The following is a 20,733-nucleotide window of genomic DNA, read 5'->3' on the forward strand; positions in this document are numbered from 1 at the left end:
CTCCTTCCATAGAATAGTTTAAATAGATTATACTACAAAATTGGGTATTAATATATTACAATACGGTTACGATGTAGATATAGCCTATTTTTTAATAGTTTCATTTTGTTGACATATTATTACCGTTGCGATAAAATACTATAGTTAATGTACTAAAAATAAGGAGGTTTTTATATATGCCTACCAAGTATATATTTGTTACGGGCGGAGTTGTTTCATCACTAGGTAAAGGTATTACAGCTGCAAGCTTAGGGCAGCTTCTAAAAAGTAGGGGTCTTAAAGTTACTATACAAAAATTTGATCCATACATAAATGTAGACCCTGGAACTATGAGTCCCTATCAACATGGGGAAGTATTTGTTACAGATGATGGTGGAGAGACTGATTTAGATTTAGGCCACTATGAAAGATTTATAGATATTAACTTAAGTAAGAACAGTAATACTACCACAGGAAAAATTTATTGGTCAGTATTAAACAAAGAGAGAAAGGGAGAATACTTAGGAAGAACAGTTCAAGTAATTCCCCATATAACAAATGAAATAAAGGAAAGAATCAGAAGAGCTGAAAAAGAAAAAGAAGTAGATGTTGTTATCACAGAAATAGGTGGTACTGTAGGTGATATCGAAAGTTTACCTTTCTTAGAAGCTATAAGACAATTTAAAGGTGATGTTGGTAGAGGAAATTGCATGTATATTCATGTAACATTAGTTCCTTATCTAACAAAGGCAGGAGAACTAAAGACTAAACCAACTCAACACAGTGTAAAGGAACTTAGAAGTATAGGAATTCAACCAGATGTGCTTATTTGTAGAACAGAAAGACCTATTTCTGAGGATATGAAGGAAAAGATAGCTTTATTCTGTGATTTAGAACCAAATGAAGTTATTCAAAACTTAGATGCACAAACTCTTTATGAAGTACCACTAATGATGGAGGAAGAAGGACTTCCACAATTAGTTATCGATCACTTAAATCTTAAATGCAATAGCTTAGATTTAAGTGAATGGAGAAGCATAGTAGAAAAGGTAAAAAATCCTCAAGGAAAAGTAACTGTTGCCTTGGTAGGAAAATATGTAGAGTTAAAGGATGCCTATATGTCTGTAGCTGAATCATTAAGACATGGAGGTATTGAAAATGATGTAGATGTAGATATCAATTGGATTCAATCTGAGGATTTAACTGATGAAAATGCTCATGAGTTATTAGAAGATGCAGATGGAATATTGGTTCCAGGTGGCTTTGGAGATAGGGGAATTGAAGGGAAGATTTCTGCAGTGAAATATGCTAGGGAAAACAATATCCCTTATTTTGGAATATGCCTTGGAATGCAAATGGCTGTAGTGGAGTTTGCTAGAAATGTAGTGGGCCTTAAGGATGCTCATAGTTCAGAGTTAAAGCCAGATACAACTACTCCTGTTATAGATCTTATGCCAGAACAAAAGGATGTAGATGTATTAGGTGGAACTATGAGACTTGGTTTATATCCATGTAAATTAACTGAGGGAACTAAAGCTCAAGAAGCATATAAAGACGAACTAATATATGAAAGACATAGACATAGATATGAGTTCAATAATGAATATAGAGACAAGATGGTGGAAAATGGTCTTGTGATAAGTGGAATATCTCCAGATGAAAGGCTAGTAGAGGTAGTTGAACTAAAGGATCATCCTTGGTTTGTTGCTGTTCAATTCCACCCAGAATTCAAGTCTAGACCTACAAGATGTCATCCACTATTTAGAGAATTTATTGGAGCTTGTAAAGAATATAATAATAAATAGAGGAATAATTGTATTTTTGTAGAATATTATCTTAGGAAGAGAAAGGGGGATTTTTAGTGAAAAGGAAATTTTCTCGTGTTTTGACCCTAATATTGCTATTATCACTAGTGATATCAAATGTTTCACTTGCTCAGATAATGTTCACAGATGTAGATGAAAATCATTGGGCGAAGGAATATGTAGAAGATGTAGTGAAACAAGGTTTTATGTATGGATACAATGATGGAACGTTTAGACCTGGTGGAAATGTTAATAAAATACAGGCTTTGACTATGGTGTCAAAACTTATGGATTATACAAAAGAAGATTTGGATGTTGCTAGAAATAAATATGATAATTTTGTAAAACAATTTCCACTAAGCGAAGGGGAAAAAGATATTTTGTCTTTTGCATTGTATAAGGAAATAGTATATGAAGACCTTGTAACTAATACCTATTTCAAAGATGGAAAGGCTACTGATGCTGAAAAATTAGAAGTATGTGTTTATTTGGTACGTGCCATGGGTCTTGAAGAAGAGGCTAGAAAAGGTGGAGGAGTACTGTTGTTTAAGGATGCAGAGTGGATTCCTGACAAGGCTTGCCCATATTTGCATATACTTATTCAAAAGAAAATTCTAGACAGCAAGGGAGATAGTGAAGGGAAATTTAATCCATTTCAGCCTATTACTAGAGGTGCTATGGCTAAAATGCTTAGTTTAGCCAATGCAGATATGGATAAGAATCCTCAAAAGGAATTACCTGTTGTTGAACCTAAACCAGTACAACCCCCTGTAGAAGATACAGAAGTACAACCATTGCCTATAGAATTAAATGTAAAACCAGAAGGAAATGAAATTCTAGGAAATATTGTTGCAAAAGCAGGAGATTTTGTAATTATTGAAAGTATAGATAAAAAAGATTCTTATAAGATAGTTTCAAATACTAGTATTACTGTAAATGGCAATACAAGTACCAAAGAGAGTCTTGAAAAGGGAATGACTGTTAAGATTACAGTAAAAGAAGGTAATATCCTATCAAGCATTGAAAGTGAAAGTACCAATGATATTTTGTCAGGCAAAATTCTAGGAGTAAATTTAGGAGCTAATCCAAGCATAAAATTAGAGTCTGATGATAATACGGTTAAGACTGTTTATTTAGCTGAAGATACTAAAGTTTTGGTTAATGGAAAATCCTCTCTTTTATTTACACTAAGGGAGAATGATACTGTAAAAGTGGAAGTTATTAATAATTTAGGAATAAAAATTGTGGTTGAAAGCTTAAATGGCTCTCTAAAAGGGACTATAGTAGAGAAAAATATAGAAGATGATTATTTACTAGTAGTTGAAAGAGAAGATGGATCAGAACATGAATATACATTAGATAAAAATGTAAATATCATGAGAAATGGTAGTCAAGCTAATTTTGAACAATTAAGAAGAAAAGATGTTGTAAATATAAACCTTGCGAATGGTCTTGTTACAGATGTGGATGCAATGTCGGTAAAAGGCGAAGATGAAGGGTATATAAAAGGCATTTTAATTTCTGATGAGCCACAGTTAATTATAGGTATGGAAAATGGAAAAGAGGAAACCTATGATATAATGAAATCTGCTTTTATAAAAGTTGATGGAAAAATAGTTGATATTTATGGCTTGAGATTAGGTCAATATGCAAATGTAAAATTAGAAAGTGATGAAATAGTTGAATTAAAAATAGTTACAAAGAAGGGAAAATAGGAGACAGAATATATTCTGTCTCCTATTTTATTCTGTTCTTATTGCTTCTAGTGCACTTAAGTTCATTGCTCTTCTTGCTGGATAGTATCCTGATAATAGTCCTATAAAAGTTGCAAAACCTATAGATGCAAATATGAGCCATATAGGGATGATACTTATCTTTGTTTCAGCACCTGTTCCCACAAAATCTCCTAAGCGTGGGGCCAGTTTGTTTAGTAAAAAGGATAGTCCGCCGCTTAGAGTCACTCCGACTATACCACCTAATAGTCCGATCATTCCTGATTCAAATAGGAACAATCTCTTTATATCTCTAAGGGATGCACCTATTACTTTCATTACACCTATTTCTTTTGTTCTTTCGTATATACTCATGACCATGGTATTGGTTATACCTATGGCTGCTACTAAAAGGGACACTGCACCAATGCCACCCAGTATGGCTTGTATTACTCCTGAAGTCTTTTTCATACTTTCTAAGTAATCGGTTAAACTACTGGCGTTGTACCCCATATCTTTTAGCTGGTTTTGAACTTCGGTTACTTTATTTATATCTGGTACATATAAAAGTACTTGTTCATATCCTCTTTGACGTTTTCTTTCTTCTGGACTAATCTTATTTCCTTCTGCTTTGTTTTTTTCTTGAATAAGTTTTTTTACTTGGTCAATTGGCATATAAACAGAGTATGCTTTTTCCCAATCACCTTCAGCTAAAATTCCTACTGATTTAATTTTGTAAGTTTTATAGTCAGGTTTCTTTTGATTATCTACTTCTATAGAAGGGCCTCTTCTTTTGCTTCCATATTCCATGTCAAAGGTGAATATTATCTTGTCTTTCATAAGGTCGATATTAGGTTCTTTGGTACTTCCATATCTTGAATTCTCATCATTAAACATTTGTTTTATTTCTCCACCATATACAACTGAAAGTTCATCTCCACTTCTAAGAAGTCTACCATCTGCAAGCTTAAAGCCAAACTTATCCATGTTTTTAGGGTCAATACCTTTTATGCTAGTATAGGTTGTATATTTTCCATCTACTAGTTTTCCGTTTGTTTCTACCACAGGAGTTACAGCTTCTACACCGTCTAGTTTAGAGAATTTTCCTATGGCCTTGTCATCTAAATCTACTTGTTTCTTATTTCCCATACCAGGATCGTTGTATCCACCATAGTATCCTCGGTATACGGTTATGATATTTAAACTTCCCATTTCACTTATCTGTGCTTTAAAAGTTTCACTCATCCCAAATCCTAAGGAGAGCATTACTACTATGGAACTAGTTCCTATGACTACGCCTAAAATAGTAAGAAAGGTTCTGAGTTTTCTTCTCCATAGGCTTTTTACGCCCATGGAGATCAAATCAATACTACTCATCTAATGCCATACCTTCCTTTTTCTTTTTCCTCTTCTTATAGAAGAAAAATCCTCCTACCGAAAGGGCTATGATAACTGTAATCCAGAAACCTTTCTTTTTAAACAAACTTGTTTTTTCTGGAGGCATTTCTTCTAAGGAATCTTCCATAGGAGGAGCTTCTATTACATTCATAGAGAAGTCCTTCACTATTTCTACATGTTCTCCAGAGGTATCGTCATAGGAAAAGATGATCTTGCCTTTTAATTCTCCCATATCATTAGGGATTATTGTTCCCTCAAAATTTTCACTTGAACCTGATTCGAAATTTCCTACAAAATAATTTCCATTTTCAGTTTGGAAATTTCCTTCTATTCTAACCATAGTATTGTATAGAGTGACTTTACCAGTGTTGTAGAATTCCACAAACATTGGAGTTGGTTCACCAATAAATACTTCTGGAGGAATGCTTATTTCTCCAACATCTAGTTTAGACTGTTGTACTACTGGTACGCCGATTAATTCTGTTGCAGTAAATTCTTCTCCATCAGCATTTTCATATTCAAAATTAGCTGTTATGGTATAGGATTTTGGTTTTGCATCTGGAACGGTGAACATTGTTATAGATTTTGCTACTCTTCCCTTTGGTGGTATAGAGTCAATAAAGAAGGTATTACTGCTTCCTACTGGAGTAAATACATTTCCACTTTGCTCGGTTTTTTCATCTACAACTAGAGAAATTTTTATATTTTTAACTGCCTTTTTGCTATTTGTATTGAAAAATGATAGATTCATGGTGAAGTTTTCACCAGCTTTTGCAAGAGTAGGTTCAAAGCTATATTTATCTATTATTAGCTTTGGCTTTCCTTTAGCATTACCTTCTCCTTTCTTTTCCACATATACTCCTAAGTATTGGGTTACTATATATTTATCTTCGCCTGTACTTAATTCATCAGTGTATTCAATTGTTATATTGATAGGATAATTTTTGCTAGTTGCTTCATCAGTTGGAGATAGTACATATGTCAAATTTGCACTTTCTCCAAGGGCTAATTTATTTATTTTTTTTGTAGTTGCAGTTTTGGGTATTACTGCTGGGTCTGGACTTTCTACTACAACTTTCACATTATTTGCATCTATTTCTCCTACATTTTTCACGTCAAAGCCTATGGTGAAATTTGTTCCAGGCCTTACTGTACCTTCTGGATAGCTTATGTTTTCGATTAATATGTTTGAGTTTTTTCCTGACTTTTCGTCTATGTTTATGAAGAACTTTTGGCTATCTTCATATTCTTTGTTTTGGCTATCTTTGTAGGATATCTTAAGATCAAGACCGTGTCCGCCTCTAGGAATTTTTTTAGAAGCTTTTAAGTCAAATTTGATGTATCCAACTCCACTTCCTGATAGTTTTGGCTGATATTTAATGTTTGAACCAGTTGCCATCACGAAACCTTCATTAGATAGTCCATCAAGTGTAAACTTAATATCCTTTGCATCAATAGAGCCTTTGTTTTCAATGTTTAATCCTACAGTTACTTCATCTCCAGGATTAATGCTCTCAGGAGATATATCTACTTTGCTTATTACTATTCTTGGTGGTACATTTTTGTTAATGACTCTAACGTATATGATTTCGCTTGAAGAGCCTGGATTGTCCCAACCGTTAGTATAAGTATAGTTAAGCTTTATAGGATAATTTTTTTCAGTTGCTCCTGGCGCTATAGCAAGTTTTAGGTTAATACTTCTAGAACCTTTTCCATCTATTTTGTCAATAGTTTGTGTAAAGCTTAAGTCATTGAAAGTAAATGGATTATCTTCTGCTATAAATTCTGGAGTAATAACTACATTTCTAGCTGAATATGAACTTTTGTTTCTAATTGTAAGAGGAATGGTGATGGTACTTCCTGCATGACCTTGCGGTATAGAACTATTTTCTACATTTAATAAAGGCATGAGTTTTGTAGTATCAATTTTATCATCATCTCTATCAGCATTAGAAATATTAGGTAAAAAACTAACTACTAAAACAATTATAAGAAATAAATTCAAAAACTTTTTCATACTTGGGATTCCCCCTTAATAATATTTTCAGTAATTTTTTCAATGTTACCATCTCTAATATAGACAACTCTGTTGGCATAATCTGATATTTCCGTATCGTGGGTGACTATAATTAGAGTTTGATTATGTTCTTTTGCCATGGAAGTCATCAAATCCATTACTTCGAAAGTGGTCTTTGTATCTAAGTTTCCTGTAGGCTCATCAGCAAAGACTATCTTTGGATTTCCTACAAAGGCCCTAGCTATACTAACTCTCTGCTGTTGACCACCACTCATCTCAGAAGGTTTGTGATTTAGCCTACTACCTAGTCCAACGTTTTCTAACATCTTTTTTGCTCGCTTGTCCCTAACTTGTCTAGGTATTCCTCTGAAGGTAAGAGGAAGACTTACATTTTCCATGGCTGATAGGGTTGAAATCAAGTTGTAGGATTGAAATATAAAACCTATATACATTTGCCTAAATTTAGCTAGTTGTTTTTCGTTCATCTTTTCTATATGATTTTTGTCAATTATTATTTCTCCTTTTGTAGGCTTTTCTAGCCCAGCAACCATGTTCAAAAGGGTACTCTTACCAGAACCAGAAGTTCCTAAAAGACAGATGCATTCTTTTTCATCAATAGAAAGACTTATATTGTCTAATGCTACTATTTTTTCATCCCCCATCTTATATACTTTTCTTACATTATTTAAAACAATTAATCCACCCAAAAATTCACCCCCTACAGATAAGTATATAACAAAATTTTACCATAGTGTTAGAAATAAATAACTACAAAATGGTTACAATTTATCTTACCTTTGTTAAATAACAAACAATATCTATAGCCAAGAAATAATCCTTATGATATAATATTAATTGTTGAAATGCGATTATTAAAAAAATAGGAGGTAATACATATGGAAAAAGCTATGATTAGAGTAAGAATGAGTGCAGGGGATGCACATTACGGTGGAAATCTTGTTGACGGTGCTAAGATGTTACAATTATTCGGAGATGTTGCTACAGAATTACTTATTCAACATGATGGAGACGAAGGTCTATTTGTTGGATATGAAGATGTTCAATTTACAGCTCCAGTATTTGCAGGGGATTATATTGAAGCAGTAGGTGAAATAACTAAAGTTGGAAACAGCTCAAGAAAGATGGTATTTGAAGCAAGAAAGGTTATAGCTCCAAGACCAGATATTAATGATTCAGCTTGTGACATACTAGAAGAGCCAGTTGTAGTATGTAAGGCTGTAGGAACTTGTGTAGTACCAAAAGACAAACAAAGAAAGTAATTATAAAATAAATATTTTGTGAGGTGATATTATGGAAAAGTTAATCATAACAGCAGCTATATGTGGTGCTGAGGTAACAAAGGAAAACAATCCAGCGGTACCTTATACAGTTGAAGAAATAGGTAGAGAAGCAGAAGCTGCTTACAAAGCGGGAGCAAGCATTATCCACCTTCATGTTAGGGAAGATGATGGAACTCCAACACAAGATAGGGAAAGATTTAGAGCTTGTATTGAGGAAATAAGAAAGAGATGTCCTGATGTTATCATCCAACCATCAACAGGTGGAGCAGTAGGAATGACTGATGAAGAAAGACTTCAACCAGTAGAACTACTACCAGAAATGGCAACATTAGACTGTGGAACATTGAATTTTGGTGGAGACGAAATATTTGTTAACACTGAAACAACTATTAAGAATTTTGCAAAAGTTATGAATGAAAAAGGAGTTAAGCCTGAAATAGAAGTATTTGACAAGGGAATGGTTGACTTAGCAGTAAGATATCACAAACAAGGTCATATATTAGCTCCAATGCATTTTGATTTTGTACTTGGTGTACAAATGAATGCAACTGTAAGAGATCTATCTTATATGGTAGAAAGTATACCAGAAGGTTCAACTTGGACAGTAGCTGGAGTTGGTAGACACGAACTACCAATGGCTGTAGCTGCTATCATCATGGGTGGACATGCAAGAGTAGGATTTGAAGACAATGTATATTTAGAAAAAGGTGTATTGGCTAAATCAAATGCAGAATTAGTTGAAAAGGTAGCAAAGATTTCAAGAGAATTAGGCAGAGAAGTAGCAACACCTGCTGAAGCAAGAGAAATCCTTAGCCTAAAACCATTAAAATAAAATAATTAGGATCTAGTTAACTTGTTAACTAGATCTTTTTTTTTCTTTATATAACTTTTTTAAAATTATAGAAGGAATTAATAGTTTTATGGAGAATAAAATAAGTAGAGGAGGTGCTGAAATGGTAATTAATAGCAACAAAACTCTACTTGTTAGATGTAGTTCATGTGGAAAGATAGCAAAATACGATTTAAATTTGTTTAATATTTCCCGGGAAATAAATCATGAATTTAAATGCACCTGTGGCGAAACAAATGCTATTTTAAAAACTGTAGATCATAAAAAATATTATCTTGGAATAAAATGTTTTGCATGTGGCCAAAGACATTTCTATAGATTGAGTGCTAGAGAGCTTTTTTGTGAAGACCATTTGTATAGATGTATAGGGAATCTTAAGTCTTGTTATATAGGGAGTAATGAGGGGGCTAGTTCTCCTTTAAATATAAAAAATATAGGACTAGATGATTTGATTAGTAATGAAGAATATCAGGATAAATTCAATAACCTAGATATTGTTATTGCTTGTTTAAATAAATTGAAGGAATTAGATGAAAAGGGAAAGATATCCTGTGAGTGCGGAAACAAAAACATGACTTTGGAGTTTTTTTCTGATAGAATAGAACTGAAGTGTAGTGATTGTAATAGCGTTCAGATAATTTTTGCGGAAACTAATGAAGATTTAAATGTACTTAAGAGAAAAGAAAAAATACATTTACAATTACATAATATCACATTCATAGATTCACTATTTGAAAAAAATAAAGATATAAAGGGTTAGTAATCTTTTGTGTAAATAGTGGATAAAATGATATAATAGATGTGGAATATTAAAAGGAGGCTTTAAAATGCTAGTTACAGGAAATGAGATTTTACAAGAAGCGCATAAAAATGGTTATGCGGTAGGAGCTTTTAATATTAACAATATGGAGATAATTCAAGCTATTATAGCCGCAGCTGAAGAGACAAAATCACCAGTTATTCTTCAAGCTAGTCAAGGTGGAATTAAATATGCTGGTATAGAGTATATAGCAGCATTAGGCAAGGTAGCAGCTGAAAACGCAAGTGTTCCAGTTGCACTACATCTTGATCATGGTACAGATTTTGAAGAAGTAATCAAATGTATAAGACATGGATTTAGTTCAGTAATGGTAGATGCTTCAAAATTTCCATTGGAAGAAAATATCGCAAAGACAAAATTAATAGTTGATATTGCTCATTCAGTTGGAGTTTCTGTAGAAGCTGAGCTAGGCAAAATCGGAGGAACAGAGGATCATATAGTTGTAACTGAAAGGGAAGCAACATTTACAGACCCAGATGAAGCTGTAAGATTTGTTGAGGAAACTGGAGTTGATTCATTGGCTATTGCTGTTGGAACTGCTCATGGAGTATATAAGGGAGAACCAAAATTAGACTTTGATAGGATAAAAACTATAAAAGAGAAACTAAATATTCCTCTAGTACTACATGGTTCAAGTGGAGTTCCTGAAGAAAGTATTAAAAATGCTGTGTATCTAGGAATCAACAAGGTAAATATTGATACAGATATAAGAGCTGCTTTTGCTCAAGGAGTTAAAGACTTCTTAAAAGAAAATCCAGATAATATTGACCCAAGAAAGATTTTAGGACCAGCTAGACTTAGAATGCAAGAAATTATCATGGATAAGATGCATATATTTGGTTCAGCAGGAAGGGCGTAGGAGGTTAGAAATGAAGCTTTTTATTGATACAGCTAATGTAGAGGAAATAAAAGAGATAAATGAATGGGGAGTAATATGTGGAGTAACTACCAACCCATCTCTTATTGCTAAAGAAGGAAGAGATTTCGAAGAAGTAATAAAGGAAATAACTGATATTGTAGACGGACCAATTAGTGCTGAAGTCATATCTCTTGAAAGTGAAGGTATGATTAAAGAAGCAAGAGAATTAGCCAAAATTCATAAAAATATTGTTATCAAGATTCCAATGACTAGTGAGGGATTGAAGGCAGTAAGTGTGTTATCTAAGGAAAATATTAAGACCAATGTTACATTAGTGTTTTCTCCAAGCCAAGCATTATTAGCTGCTAGGGCAGGAGCAAGCTTTGTAAGTCCTTTTGTTGGAAGAATGGATGATATAGGAAATGAAGGAATGGCTATAATAAAAGATATAGTAGAGATATATAAAAACTATGACATGAAAACAGAGATAATTGCAGCTAGCATTAGACATCCTATGCATGTTCTTGAAGCTGCAAAGGCAGGAGCACATATAGCTACTGTACCTTATAAGATATTTAATCAAATGGTTAGTCATCCGATGACGGATGCAGGTATAGATAAGTTCTTAAAGGATTGGGAAGGATTAGTCCAAAAATAAGGAGTGGTTATATTGGATAGAAATCTAGCTTTAAATTTAGTTAGAGTAACAGAAGCTGCAGCATTGGAAAGTGCCAGATTTTTAGGTAGAGGAGATAAGAATGCCGCTGATCAAGCTGCTGTTGATGGTATGAGAAAGATGTTTGATACTTTAAATATTGATGGAACCGTTGTAATAGGTGAAGGAGAAATGGATGAAGCTCCTATGCTCTACATAGGTGAAAGGATAGGAAAAGCTGTTGAAGGTTGTCCAGAACTTGATATTGCAGTAGATCCACTTGATGGAACAAATTCAGTAGCAAAGGGGCTTTCAAATTCAATTTCAGTAGTGGCAGTAGGTCCTAAGGGCTGTTTGCTTCATGCACCTGATATGTATATGATGAAAATAGCAGTAGGTCCAAAGGCTAAAGGAAAAATAGATATAAATGCTTCAGTGGAAGAAAATCTTATGAATGTAGCAAAGGCACTAAACAAAGATATTTCAGATATAACTGTTACTATATTAGATAGACCTAGACACAAGGAATTAATTGAAAGTGTTAGAAAAGTAGGAGCTAGAATCAAACTTTTTGGAGATGGTGACGTTGCAGCTGCTATAGCTACATGTTTTGAACATTCTGGAGTAGATGTACTAATGGGTATAGGAGGAGCACCAGAAGGAGTGTTGGCAGCAGCAGCTCTTAAATGTATGGAAGGTGAACTTCAAGGAAAACTTACTCCAATGGATGATGAACAAAGAGAAAGATGTAAAGACATGGGTGTTGATGTAGAAAAAGTATTAACCCTTGAAGATTTAGTAAAAGGTGATGAAATACTATTTGCTGCAACAGGTATTTCTGATGGAGAATTATTAAAAGGTGTTGGATTCTATGAAAACAACATGGCTAAGACTTACTCTGTAGTCATGAGAGCAGAAACAGGTACAATTAGATTTGTTGAAGCACTTCACAAGCTAGATAAAAAACCTGAATATGCAAAATAGTTCCTGTGGGATTATCCTACAGGACTTCCCTTTCTTTTTTCTCATCTCGTTATTTTCCAAAACACAAAAACTTATAGATTAAATGTGGAGGTGTAATTTTGGTTAGCCAAAATGATTTAGAAGGTAAGAAGATTACCCAATTGAGAGAAATTGCAAATAAATTAGGGATTAAAAGCCCATACAAATACAAAAAAAATGAACTTATTGATTTAATACTTCAAAACAATGCGTTAAAACAGCAGGAAGCAGAAAGGGAAGCTGATTATGGATATGAAGAAAGAGAAGTAGATATTAAGGATATAAATATGGATGTATTGCCTGATAAGGTTAGCGAAGAAATAGAACAGATGGATAATATAAATCTTGCTGCAGGAATATTAGAAATTCATACAGATGGTTATGGTTTTTTAAGAAGAGAAAATTATCTTTCTGGAGATGAAGATATATATGTTTCCCCTTCTCAAATAAGGAGATTCAGACTAAAAACTGGTGACAAAATAACAGGTATTACAAGACCTCCTAAACAAGGAGAAAAGTACAAAGCTCTTCTATATGTGAAACAAGTAAATGGAGAACATCCTGAAACTTCAGTTAGGAGACCAGATTTTGATTCATTAACTCCAATATATCCTAATAAGAGGATAAAACTAGAGGTAAATTCTAGCGATTTATCTATGAGGATGATAGACTTAATAGCACCTATTGGGAAAGGTCAAAGAGGAATGATAGTTTCTCCACCAAAGGCAGGTAAGACTACTTTGCTTAAGATGATTGCTAATGCTATTGCTATGAATCATCCTGAAATGGAGATAATAGTTCTTTTGATAGATGAAAGACCTGAGGAAGTTACAGATATGCAAAGGAATGTGAAGGGTGATGTAGTTTATTCTACTTTTGATGAACAGCCTAAACACCATACAAAGGTAGCTGAAATTGTTCTTGAAAGAGCTAAGAGACTTGTGGAACATGGGAAGGATGTAGTAATACTTCTTGATAGTATTACAAGACTTGCAAGAGCTTATAACTTGACTATCCCTCCAACAGGTAGGACATTGTCAGGAGGATTAGACCCTGGAGCATTACATAGACCTAAGAGATTTTTTGGTGCTGCTAGAAACTTAGAGGAAGGTGGGAGTCTAACAATACTTGCCACAGCTCTAGTAGATACAGGCAGCCGTATGGACGATGTAATATTTGAAGAATTCAAGGGTACAGGAAATATGGAAATACATTTAGATAGAAAACTATCTGAAAAGAGAATATTCCCAGCTATAGATATCAACAAATCTGGTACTAGAAGAGAGGAACTTATTTTGACACAAAAAGAGTTAGAGACTATATGGACCATAAGAAAAGCCATGGGAAATGCTCCTACTCAAGATGTATTAGAACTTTTAATCGATGACTTGATTCAAACAAAAAATAATGATACATTTATAGATGTAATGAAAAAGAAAATTTATGTATAAAGTTGAAATAATTTTTATTCTATGCTATAATGTACGAGTTGAAATAGTAAATTGGAAAATTCCTATAAACTAGTTATTTAAAGAGAGGTGAGCATCATGAAGAAAGGTATTCATCCAGAATATCACGAAGCTACAGTATACTGTGCTTGTGGAAATACTTTTAAAACAGGTTCAACAAAAGAAGAATTAAAGGTTGAAGTATGTTCAGAATGTCATCCATTCTTTACAGGTCGTCAAAAATTCGCAGAAAAAGGTGGACGTGTAGAAAAGTTCAAGAAGAAATATGGATTGAAATAATTTCTTTAAAAAGACAGGTTAGATGCTTACATCTAGCCTTTATTTTTTATATAATAGTATTTGGAGGGAGACAGGGGACGGTTCTCTGTCTCCTAACTAAAATAGATAGGGGTTGATTATTTGAAAATAAAGGATGTAAATAGAGTTCCGAAGCATATGACCACTATAGGAGGGCAAGCCCTTATTGAAGGGGTTATGATGAAAGGACCTAAAGATATTGCAATAGCAGTTAGAAAGCCAAACAAAGAAATTGAAGTAAAAAAAGAAGCCCTTGATACTCCTAGTACCAAGCACAAATTCCTAAGACTTCCCTTTATAAGAGGAGTAGTAGGACTTGTTGAAGCTATGGTAATAGGTACAAAATCCCTAATGTATTCAGCTGAGTTTATAGAAGAAGAATATGAAAAGTCTAAATTTGAAGAATATGTTGAAAACAAGTATAAGGATAAAAAGAAGGCAGAGAATTTAGAAATGTTTTTTACATTGTTACTGTCATTACTAGTGGTTGTGGTTGTATTCATGATGATTCCAACTTTTTTGACTAATCTATTTAAGAAGGTCGTAGATAGCCCTATACTTTTGAATTTGATTGAAGGACTTATACGAATAATAATATTTTTAATATATGTAACGGCTATTTCTAAGATGGAAGATGTGGCAAGAGTATTTGAGTATCATGGTGCAGAACACAAGACTATCCACTGTTATGAAGCAGAGGAAGAGTTGACTGTAGAAAATGTGAAGAAGTATCCTATTCTTCACCCAAGATGTGGAACTAGCTTCTTGTTTATGGTAATGATAGTGAGTATTTTGGTATTAAGCTTTTTTGGATGGCCTAGTCCATTAAAGAGATTTTTAGTAAGAATACTAATGTTGCCTGTGATAGCAGGTATATCTTATGAGATAAATAGACTTATTGGTAGGAGCAATAGTAAACTTGCATACATGCTTTCCTACCCTGGACTTGGACTTCAAAAGTTGGCAACAACTAGAGAACCAGATGCAGAACAAATAGAAGTAGCAATTGCAGCATTAAAGGGAGTATTGGTAGATGATAAGGAGGCAGACATTTGGAAATAAAAAAGCTTTTGAAAATTGGAGTAGATAAATTAGGTAAAAGAGAATATTTAAATCCTACACTTGATGCACTACTTATACTTTCTTATCTACTGAATGTTGACAAAAGCTATCTTTATACACATGGGGATAGAATTGTTTCAGAGGAAATTGTGGATAAGTTTCTATATTATATAGATAATAGAAAAACAGGCTATCCTCTAAGCTATCTTTTAAATGAAAAGGATTTTTATGATCTCAGTTTTTATATTGAAGAAGGAGTATTAGTTCCCAGACCAGATACAGAAATATTGGTAGACTGGGTTATTAATACTGCTATAGAAAAGTATCAAGAAAAACCTATTAATATAGTAGATTTGGGGACGGGTAGTGGTTGTATTGCCTTGACTCTTGCATATCACTTAAAAAATTCTATAGTATATGCTGTTGATTTAGATGATGTGGCGTTAAAGGTAACAGAAAAAAACATCAATAAACACAATTTAAATGATAGAGTTGTACTATGTAAGGGAGATATGTTTTGTGGAATAAAACCTTTACAACTAGGTGGAAAAATAGATATAATAGTATCGAATCCTCCATATATACCTACTGAGGATATTGAAAAACTTCAAGTGGAAGTTAAGGATTATGAACCTAGAAGGGCATTAGATGGAGGAATGGATGGACTTGATTTTTATAATAAAATCATACCTGAGAGTAAAGACTATTTAATAAAGGGTGGAATATTAGCCTTTGAGATAGGATACGATCAAGGAGAAATTGTGAAGGATATTTTTATAAAAGAAGGTTTTAAAGATGTAAAGGTGATTAAAGATTTACAGGGCCTTGATAGAGTTGTAGCAGGGATTTTGCCTTAGGGGGTTTGTATATGCTTTTCAAGATGTTTATGACCTTTTTTAAAATAGGTGCTTTTACCATTGGTGGCGGATATGCTATGATTCCACTTATTCAAGATGAAGTTGTAGAGAGAAATAAATGGCTTACAATGGAAGAGTTTTTGGATATAATAGCTATTGCTGAGGCAACCCCAGGGCCTGTAGCAGTGAATACTAGCACTTATGTAGGGTATAAAATGTATGGACTTAAGGGTGCACTCATTTGCACATTGGGAACTATTCTCCCATCTTTTGTAATTATATTAACTATTGTCAAATTCTTGTGGAAGTACAGACAAAATGAAATTGCAGACAAAGTATTTTTAGGTATCAGACCAGCAGTAGCGGCTTTAATTTTTTCAGCTGTGTACAAAATAGGAAAGACTATGAAGATTACTAAAACTACTTTGGCGATTTCTGTGGCTACAGTATTATTGATTGTATTATTAGATATTAGCCCAATATATATAATATTAGTAGCGGCAATAGGATCTATTGGATATTTCAGAAGCAAGGAGAATAAATTATGACATTACTCAAACTTTTTCTTTCATTTCTAAAAATAGGAGCATTTAGTTTTGGTGGGGGATATGCAATGCTTCCCCTTATAGAAAAGGAGACAATAGAAATACATGGTTGGCTTACTACAAAAGAATTTATAGATATACTGGCGGTAGTAGAAATGACCCCAGGTCCAATAGCTATAAATTCAGCTACATTTTTAGGATATAAGGTGGCAGGAGTTTGGGGATCGGTAGTTGCCACTATAGGCGTAGTGCTTCCTTCTATTGTAATAATACTAATAATTGCTCATTTTTTATCTAAGTTTAAAGATTCTCCTTATGTTGATTGGGCTTTTAGAGGAATTAGACCGGTAGTATTAGGGCTTATAGTTTCTGCTAGTATTACAGTGGCTAGAAATGCATTTATAGATGTAAAAAGTGCAATAATAGCTGTGGTATTATTTTACTTTCTAGCATTTAAGAAATTGCATCCCATTCTTGCTATAGTAATTGCAGGAGTAATAGGAGCTTTTGTTTTTTGATAAATTTAAATAAATTATATGGAAATCAATTGTTGAGGTGATTATATGCTTGAAAAATTATCATTTATTGAAAATAAGTACAAAGAGTTAAGCAAAAAGATAATAGACCCAAAGGTAATGGAAGATATGGACGAGTGGCAAAAACTTGCCAAGGAACATGGGGAAATGGAACCTATAGTTCTAAAATACAAGGAATACAATGAAGCTATGACTACACTAGAAGAAGACAAGGAAATGTTAAAGGAAAAATTGGACGATGAATTCAAGGATATGCTAAAGGAAGAAATAAGTGAATTAGAAGAAAAGGTTGCAAAACTTGAAGAAGAGTTAAAGCTGTTATTGATCCCTAAGGACCCTAATGATCACAAAAACGTAATTGTTGAAATAAGAGCTGGAGCAGGTGGAGATGAAGCAGGATTGTTTGCAGGAGATCTTTTCAGAATGTACTCTAGATTTGCTGAAAGACAAGGCTGGAGAGTTGAAATCATGAGCACTAATGATCAAGGTATTGGTGGTTTCAAAGAAGTAATATTCATGATCAAAGGAAAAGGTGCTTATAGTAGACTAAAATATGAAAGTGGAGTTCACAGAGTACAAAGAGTTCCTGAAACAGAATCTGGTGGTAGAATTCACACTTCAACAGCAACAGTAGCAGTTCTACCTGAAGCAGAAGATATCGATATTGAAATCAATCAAAGTGACATAAGAGTGGATGTATTCCGTTCTTCAGGAAATGGTGGGCAAAGTGTTAATACCACTGACTCAGCTGTTAGAATCACTCATATTCCTACAGGAATGGTAATCTCTTGTCAAGATGAAAAGTCTCAACTTAAGAACAAAGACAAAGCTATGAAGATTCTTAAGACTAGACTTTATGACAAGATGATAACAGAGCAAAATGCAGAAATTGCACAAGAAAGAAGAAGTCAAGTTGGTTCTGGAGATAGAAGTGAGAGAATCAGAACATATAACTTCCCACAAGGAAGAATTACAGACCACAGGATCAATTTAACAGTATATAAACTTGAAAACTTCTTAGATGGAGATATAGACGAAATGGTGGCTGCACTAATAACCACTGATCAAGCAGAAAAATTAAAACAAGTTGGATAGGGAGACACGGAGACAAGGAGGCAAGGTTCTTTGTCTCCTTTATTGTCCATTATAATATTAGTCCTAAGGCAAATCCTATAACAATTCCAATGGTTGAGGCTTTTCCCCTATATAGAGCTTTGGCATTTGGTATCAAATCATCACATACTATATATAACATAGTTCCTCCAGCAATAGAGAGGCAAAGGGAGATATATAAATTAGAAATATTGCCAAGATAAGCACCTAAAAATGCACCTATTCCCATAGGAAATCCTGCAGCCATAGTGATTAATAATATTTTACCAAGTGATACTTTAGATAATTTTAAAGGTAATGCCATAGCCAATCCTTCAGGTAAATTGTGAAGAACCATTGCTATTGATAAGCTTAGTCCTAATTTGTTTGTTACCATAAATGCTGAACCTATAGCAAGTCCTTCAGGGAGATTATGAAGTCCAATACTTATTGCCATAATAATACTATTTCTAAGGATAGGATTGTAATTATCTTTGGGAATTTTCTCTTCTATAAAAACAATCAATAATACTCCTAATATAATGCCAAATAACTCTGGCCATATTCCTCCTAATACATAGGATTCAGGAAGTAATTGAAATGATGCAATACTTAACATAAATCCTCCAGTTAGTCCCAAAAGCATGCTTATAAAACGGTTGTTTGAAACTTTGATAAATGTAGACAGTATGCCTCCTAGGCTTGTTCCTACAACGCCTATAAAAAAACCTATAAATGTAATAGTATGAACGTTTATCATAATTACCTCCCTATCTTTTTACTATATGTTATTCTTATTTGATAAAATAAAGAACACCCTTATCTCCTAAAAAATTTCTAAATTTCCTATTTAAAAAGTGATTATTCATGTATAATATATATTTAGAAGAAAAAAGCTAATGAAGAAGAAGGGATACAATTGAAGACGATAATAAAAAAAGTAAATAGAGAAAATCCTAATGAGAAAATTATAATGATGGCTTCAGAGATTATAAAAAATGGAGGAGTTGTTGCTTTTCCTACTGAGACAGTTTACGGATTGGGTGGCAACTCTTTTGATGAAAATGCAATAGATAAAATATTTATAGCTAAAGGTAGGCCTCAGGACAATCCTCTCATACTTCATGTATCTAGTATAGATGAAGTATATCCACTGGTTGAGAGGGTAGATGAAAAGGCAAGGCTTTTAATGGAAAGATTTTGGCCTGGTCCTCTTACTTTGGTATTTAATAAAAGCGAAAAAGTGTCTTATAAATTGACAGGAGGATTAGATACTGTAGCTATAAGAATGCCTAAACACAATGTGGCACTTAGCCTTATTAAGCATTCGGGTGTCCCTATTGCTGCTCCAAGTGCTAATACTTCAGGAAGACCTAGTCCAACAGAGGCAAAGCATGTTATAGAAGATATGAGTGATAAGATTGACATGATAATAGATGGAGGTAGTACTGGAATAGGTGTGGAGTCAACAGTACTGGATGTTTCCATGGATGTGCCTGTTATATTAAGACCTGGTGGAATCACTATAGAAGACTTGCTTAAAATATTCCCTAAAGTAGAATATGACCAAAGTATATTAAAAGATAATGTTGTTCCCAAGTCTCCAGGACAAAAGTATAAGCATTATGCACCAAAGGCAAAAATGGTAGTATATAATGGAGAAGTTGAAAACATCACAACTGCTATAAAAAATCATGCCCATCAATTGGTTTTGGAAGGAAAAGTAGTAGGGATAATGGCTACTGAGGAGACAGTGGCTAATTATGATGAAGGTAGTGTACTTGTAGTGGGAAGTAGAAATAAAAGAGATACTATAGCACAAAACCTTTTTAGTGTATTGAGAGAATTCGATAGTTTAAATGTAGATGTAATATTAGCTGAAGGAATAGATACTAAAGGAATTGGAACTGCTATTATGAATAGAATGAAAAAAGCTTGTGGTGGTGATATAAGACATGTGTAATGAAGTTAAAAGAATTCTCTTTGTGTGTACAGGAAATACTTGCAGAAGTCCTATGGCAGAAGCTATACTTAAAGATATGCTAGAAAAAAACAATATAGAAAATGTAGAAGTACAATCTCGAGGGCTATATGCATCAGAGGGGCAAAGTGCAAGTGATGAAGCTATTGAAGTATTGAGTAGAGAAGGAATAGACCTAAGTGGTCACAGAGGAAAACAGATTAAGCAAAGTGTAATATTGGATTCAGATTTGATATTAACTATGACTAAAGGGCATAAGGAAATACTTCTTAAATATTTTCCGAATCTAAAGGAAAAAGTCTATACACTAAAAGAATATGCCTATGGCGTAGAATCTGATGTGATAGACCCTTTTGGAAGAGGAATAGTTGCCTATGAGGTAGCATTAGAAGATATAAAAAAAGCATTAGCAAAAATAATAGGACAAGGGGACAGGTTCACTGTCCCACAAAAAGGGACAATGAACCTGTCCCTCCGTCCTAATAAGGAGGAATGA

At 33.6% G+C, this 20,733-nt stretch carries 21 protein-coding genes; 17 read left to right on the plus strand and 4 right to left on the minus strand.

The genetic code is table 11. The features are described from left to right. Window positions 1-176: 176 nt before the first annotated feature. Together BQ9840_RS09185 and BQ9840_RS09190 are read left to right on the plus strand one after the other, a co-directional pair. Window positions 177-1,784, plus strand: coding sequence for a CTP synthase (locus BQ9840_RS09185; RefSeq protein ID WP_077369502.1), 1,608 nt, complete (start codon window positions 177-179; stop codon window positions 1,782-1,784). Between the two features lie 56 nt (window positions 1,785-1,840). Then, window positions 1,841-3,499: an S-layer homology domain-containing protein gene (locus BQ9840_RS09190; protein ID WP_077369503.1), complete on the plus strand. Its 1,659-nt coding sequence runs from the start codon at window positions 1,841-1,843 to the stop codon at window positions 3,497-3,499. Between the two features lie 27 nt (window positions 3,500-3,526). Here the strand turns inward: BQ9840_RS09190 and BQ9840_RS09195 are convergent, their stop codons facing one another. From BQ9840_RS09195 to BQ9840_RS09205, 3 genes are read right to left on the minus strand one after another with little or no spacing between them, the layout of a single operon-like run. Then, window positions 3,527-4,873, minus strand: coding sequence for an ABC transporter permease (locus BQ9840_RS09195; protein ID WP_077369504.1), 1,347 nt, complete (start codon window positions 4,871-4,873; stop codon window positions 3,527-3,529). Further along, a complete protein-coding gene (locus BQ9840_RS09200; RefSeq protein WP_077369505.1) occupies window positions 4,866-6,911 on the minus strand; it encodes a COG1361 S-layer family protein in 2,046 nt (681 codons plus the stop codon). Before BQ9840_RS09200 ends, BQ9840_RS09195 begins: the two co-directional genes overlap by 8 nt. After that, the gene (locus tag BQ9840_RS09205; protein WP_097677478.1) at window positions 6,908-7,618 is read right to left on the minus strand and encodes an ABC transporter ATP-binding protein; all 711 of its coding nucleotides are present in this window, start codon (window positions 7,616-7,618) and stop codon (window positions 6,908-6,910) included. The genes BQ9840_RS09200 and BQ9840_RS09205 overlap by 4 nt, the downstream gene beginning before the upstream one ends. Before the next feature lie 189 nt (window positions 7,619-7,807). On the opposite strand from BQ9840_RS09205, the gene BQ9840_RS09210 reads away from it, so the two are divergent. From BQ9840_RS09210 to prfA, 13 genes are all read left to right on the plus strand, one after another. Then, window positions 7,808-8,191 carry a 3-aminobutyryl-CoA ammonia lyase gene (locus tag BQ9840_RS09210; protein ID WP_077369506.1) on the plus strand — a complete coding sequence of 128 codons (384 nt, stop codon included), beginning with the start codon at window positions 7,808-7,810 and terminating at the stop codon, window positions 8,189-8,191. 31 nt (window positions 8,192-8,222) lie between these two features. Next, complete coding sequence (locus BQ9840_RS09215) at window positions 8,223-9,044, plus strand: 3-keto-5-aminohexanoate cleavage enzyme (RefSeq protein ID WP_077369507.1); 822 nt, start codon at window positions 8,223-8,225, stop codon at window positions 9,042-9,044. Between the two features lie 121 nt (window positions 9,045-9,165). After that, window positions 9,166-9,822, plus strand: coding sequence for a hypothetical protein (locus tag BQ9840_RS09220; protein ID WP_077369508.1), 657 nt, complete (start codon window positions 9,166-9,168; stop codon window positions 9,820-9,822). Window positions 9,823-9,889: 67 nt separating this feature from the next. Further along, complete coding sequence (locus BQ9840_RS09225; protein WP_077369509.1) at window positions 9,890-10,741, plus strand: class II fructose-1,6-bisphosphate aldolase; 852 nt, start codon at window positions 9,890-9,892, stop codon at window positions 10,739-10,741. A 10-nt stretch (window positions 10,742-10,751) separates the two neighbouring features. Further along, entirely contained in the window at window positions 10,752-11,399 is a 648-nt protein-coding gene (fsa, locus tag BQ9840_RS09230; RefSeq protein WP_077369510.1) for a fructose-6-phosphate aldolase, read from the plus strand. A gap of 12 nt (window positions 11,400-11,411) precedes the next feature. Next, on the plus strand, window positions 11,412-12,380 hold the full coding sequence (gene glpX, locus BQ9840_RS09235; RefSeq protein WP_077369511.1) for a class II fructose-bisphosphatase: 969 nt from the start codon (window positions 11,412-11,414) through the stop codon (window positions 12,378-12,380). Between the two features lie 98 nt (window positions 12,381-12,478). After that, complete coding sequence (gene rho / locus BQ9840_RS09240) at window positions 12,479-13,849, plus strand: transcription termination factor Rho (RefSeq protein ID WP_200804910.1); 1,371 nt, start codon at window positions 12,479-12,481, stop codon at window positions 13,847-13,849. A 96-nt stretch (window positions 13,850-13,945) separates the two neighbouring features. After that, a complete protein-coding gene (rpmE, locus tag BQ9840_RS09245) occupies window positions 13,946-14,146 on the plus strand; it encodes a 50S ribosomal protein L31 (RefSeq protein ID WP_077369513.1) in 201 nt (66 codons plus the stop codon). 120 nt (window positions 14,147-14,266) lie between these two features. After that, window positions 14,267-15,226, plus strand: a complete 960-nt coding sequence (locus tag BQ9840_RS12745; RefSeq protein ID WP_234978643.1) for a DUF1385 domain-containing protein — start codon at window positions 14,267-14,269, stop codon at window positions 15,224-15,226. After that, window positions 15,217-16,083, plus strand: a complete 867-nt coding sequence (gene prmC, locus BQ9840_RS12750) for a peptide chain release factor N(5)-glutamine methyltransferase (RefSeq protein WP_077369514.1) — start codon at window positions 15,217-15,219, stop codon at window positions 16,081-16,083. Before BQ9840_RS12745 ends, prmC begins: the two co-directional genes overlap by 10 nt. Window positions 16,084-16,094: 11 nt before the next feature. Continuing rightward, window positions 16,095-16,631 (plus strand): chromate transporter, encoded by a 537-nt coding sequence (locus BQ9840_RS09260; RefSeq protein WP_097677479.1) that lies wholly within the window; start codon window positions 16,095-16,097, stop codon window positions 16,629-16,631. Beyond that, window positions 16,628-17,146, plus strand: coding sequence for a chromate transporter (locus BQ9840_RS09265; protein ID WP_077369516.1), 519 nt, complete (start codon window positions 16,628-16,630; stop codon window positions 17,144-17,146). The genes BQ9840_RS09260 and BQ9840_RS09265 overlap by 4 nt, the downstream gene beginning before the upstream one ends. Window positions 17,147-17,191: 45 nt before the next feature. Continuing rightward, a complete protein-coding gene (gene prfA / locus BQ9840_RS09270; protein ID WP_077369517.1) occupies window positions 17,192-18,259 on the plus strand; it encodes a peptide chain release factor 1 in 1,068 nt (355 codons plus the stop codon). Window positions 18,260-18,308: 49 nt separating this feature from the next. Here the strand turns inward: prfA and BQ9840_RS09275 are convergent, their stop codons facing one another. Then, window positions 18,309-19,016: a ZIP family metal transporter gene (locus BQ9840_RS09275; protein ID WP_077369518.1), complete on the minus strand. Its 708-nt coding sequence runs from the start codon at window positions 19,014-19,016 to the stop codon at window positions 18,309-18,311. 159 nt (window positions 19,017-19,175) lie between these two features. Here BQ9840_RS09275 and BQ9840_RS09280 point away from each other — a divergent pair, with 159 nt between their 5' ends. Further along, window positions 19,176-20,219, plus strand: coding sequence for an L-threonylcarbamoyladenylate synthase (locus BQ9840_RS09280; RefSeq protein ID WP_077369519.1), 1,044 nt, complete (start codon window positions 19,176-19,178; stop codon window positions 20,217-20,219). Next, entirely contained in the window at window positions 20,212-20,733 is a 522-nt protein-coding gene (locus tag BQ9840_RS09285) for a low molecular weight protein arginine phosphatase (protein WP_077369520.1), read from the plus strand. The genes BQ9840_RS09280 and BQ9840_RS09285 overlap by 8 nt, the downstream gene beginning before the upstream one ends.

The sequence above is a fragment of the Anaerosalibacter sp. Marseille-P3206 genome (assembly GCF_900155565.1).
Classification (GTDB): domain Bacteria; phylum Bacillota; class Clostridia; order Tissierellales; family Sporanaerobacteraceae; genus FUHM01.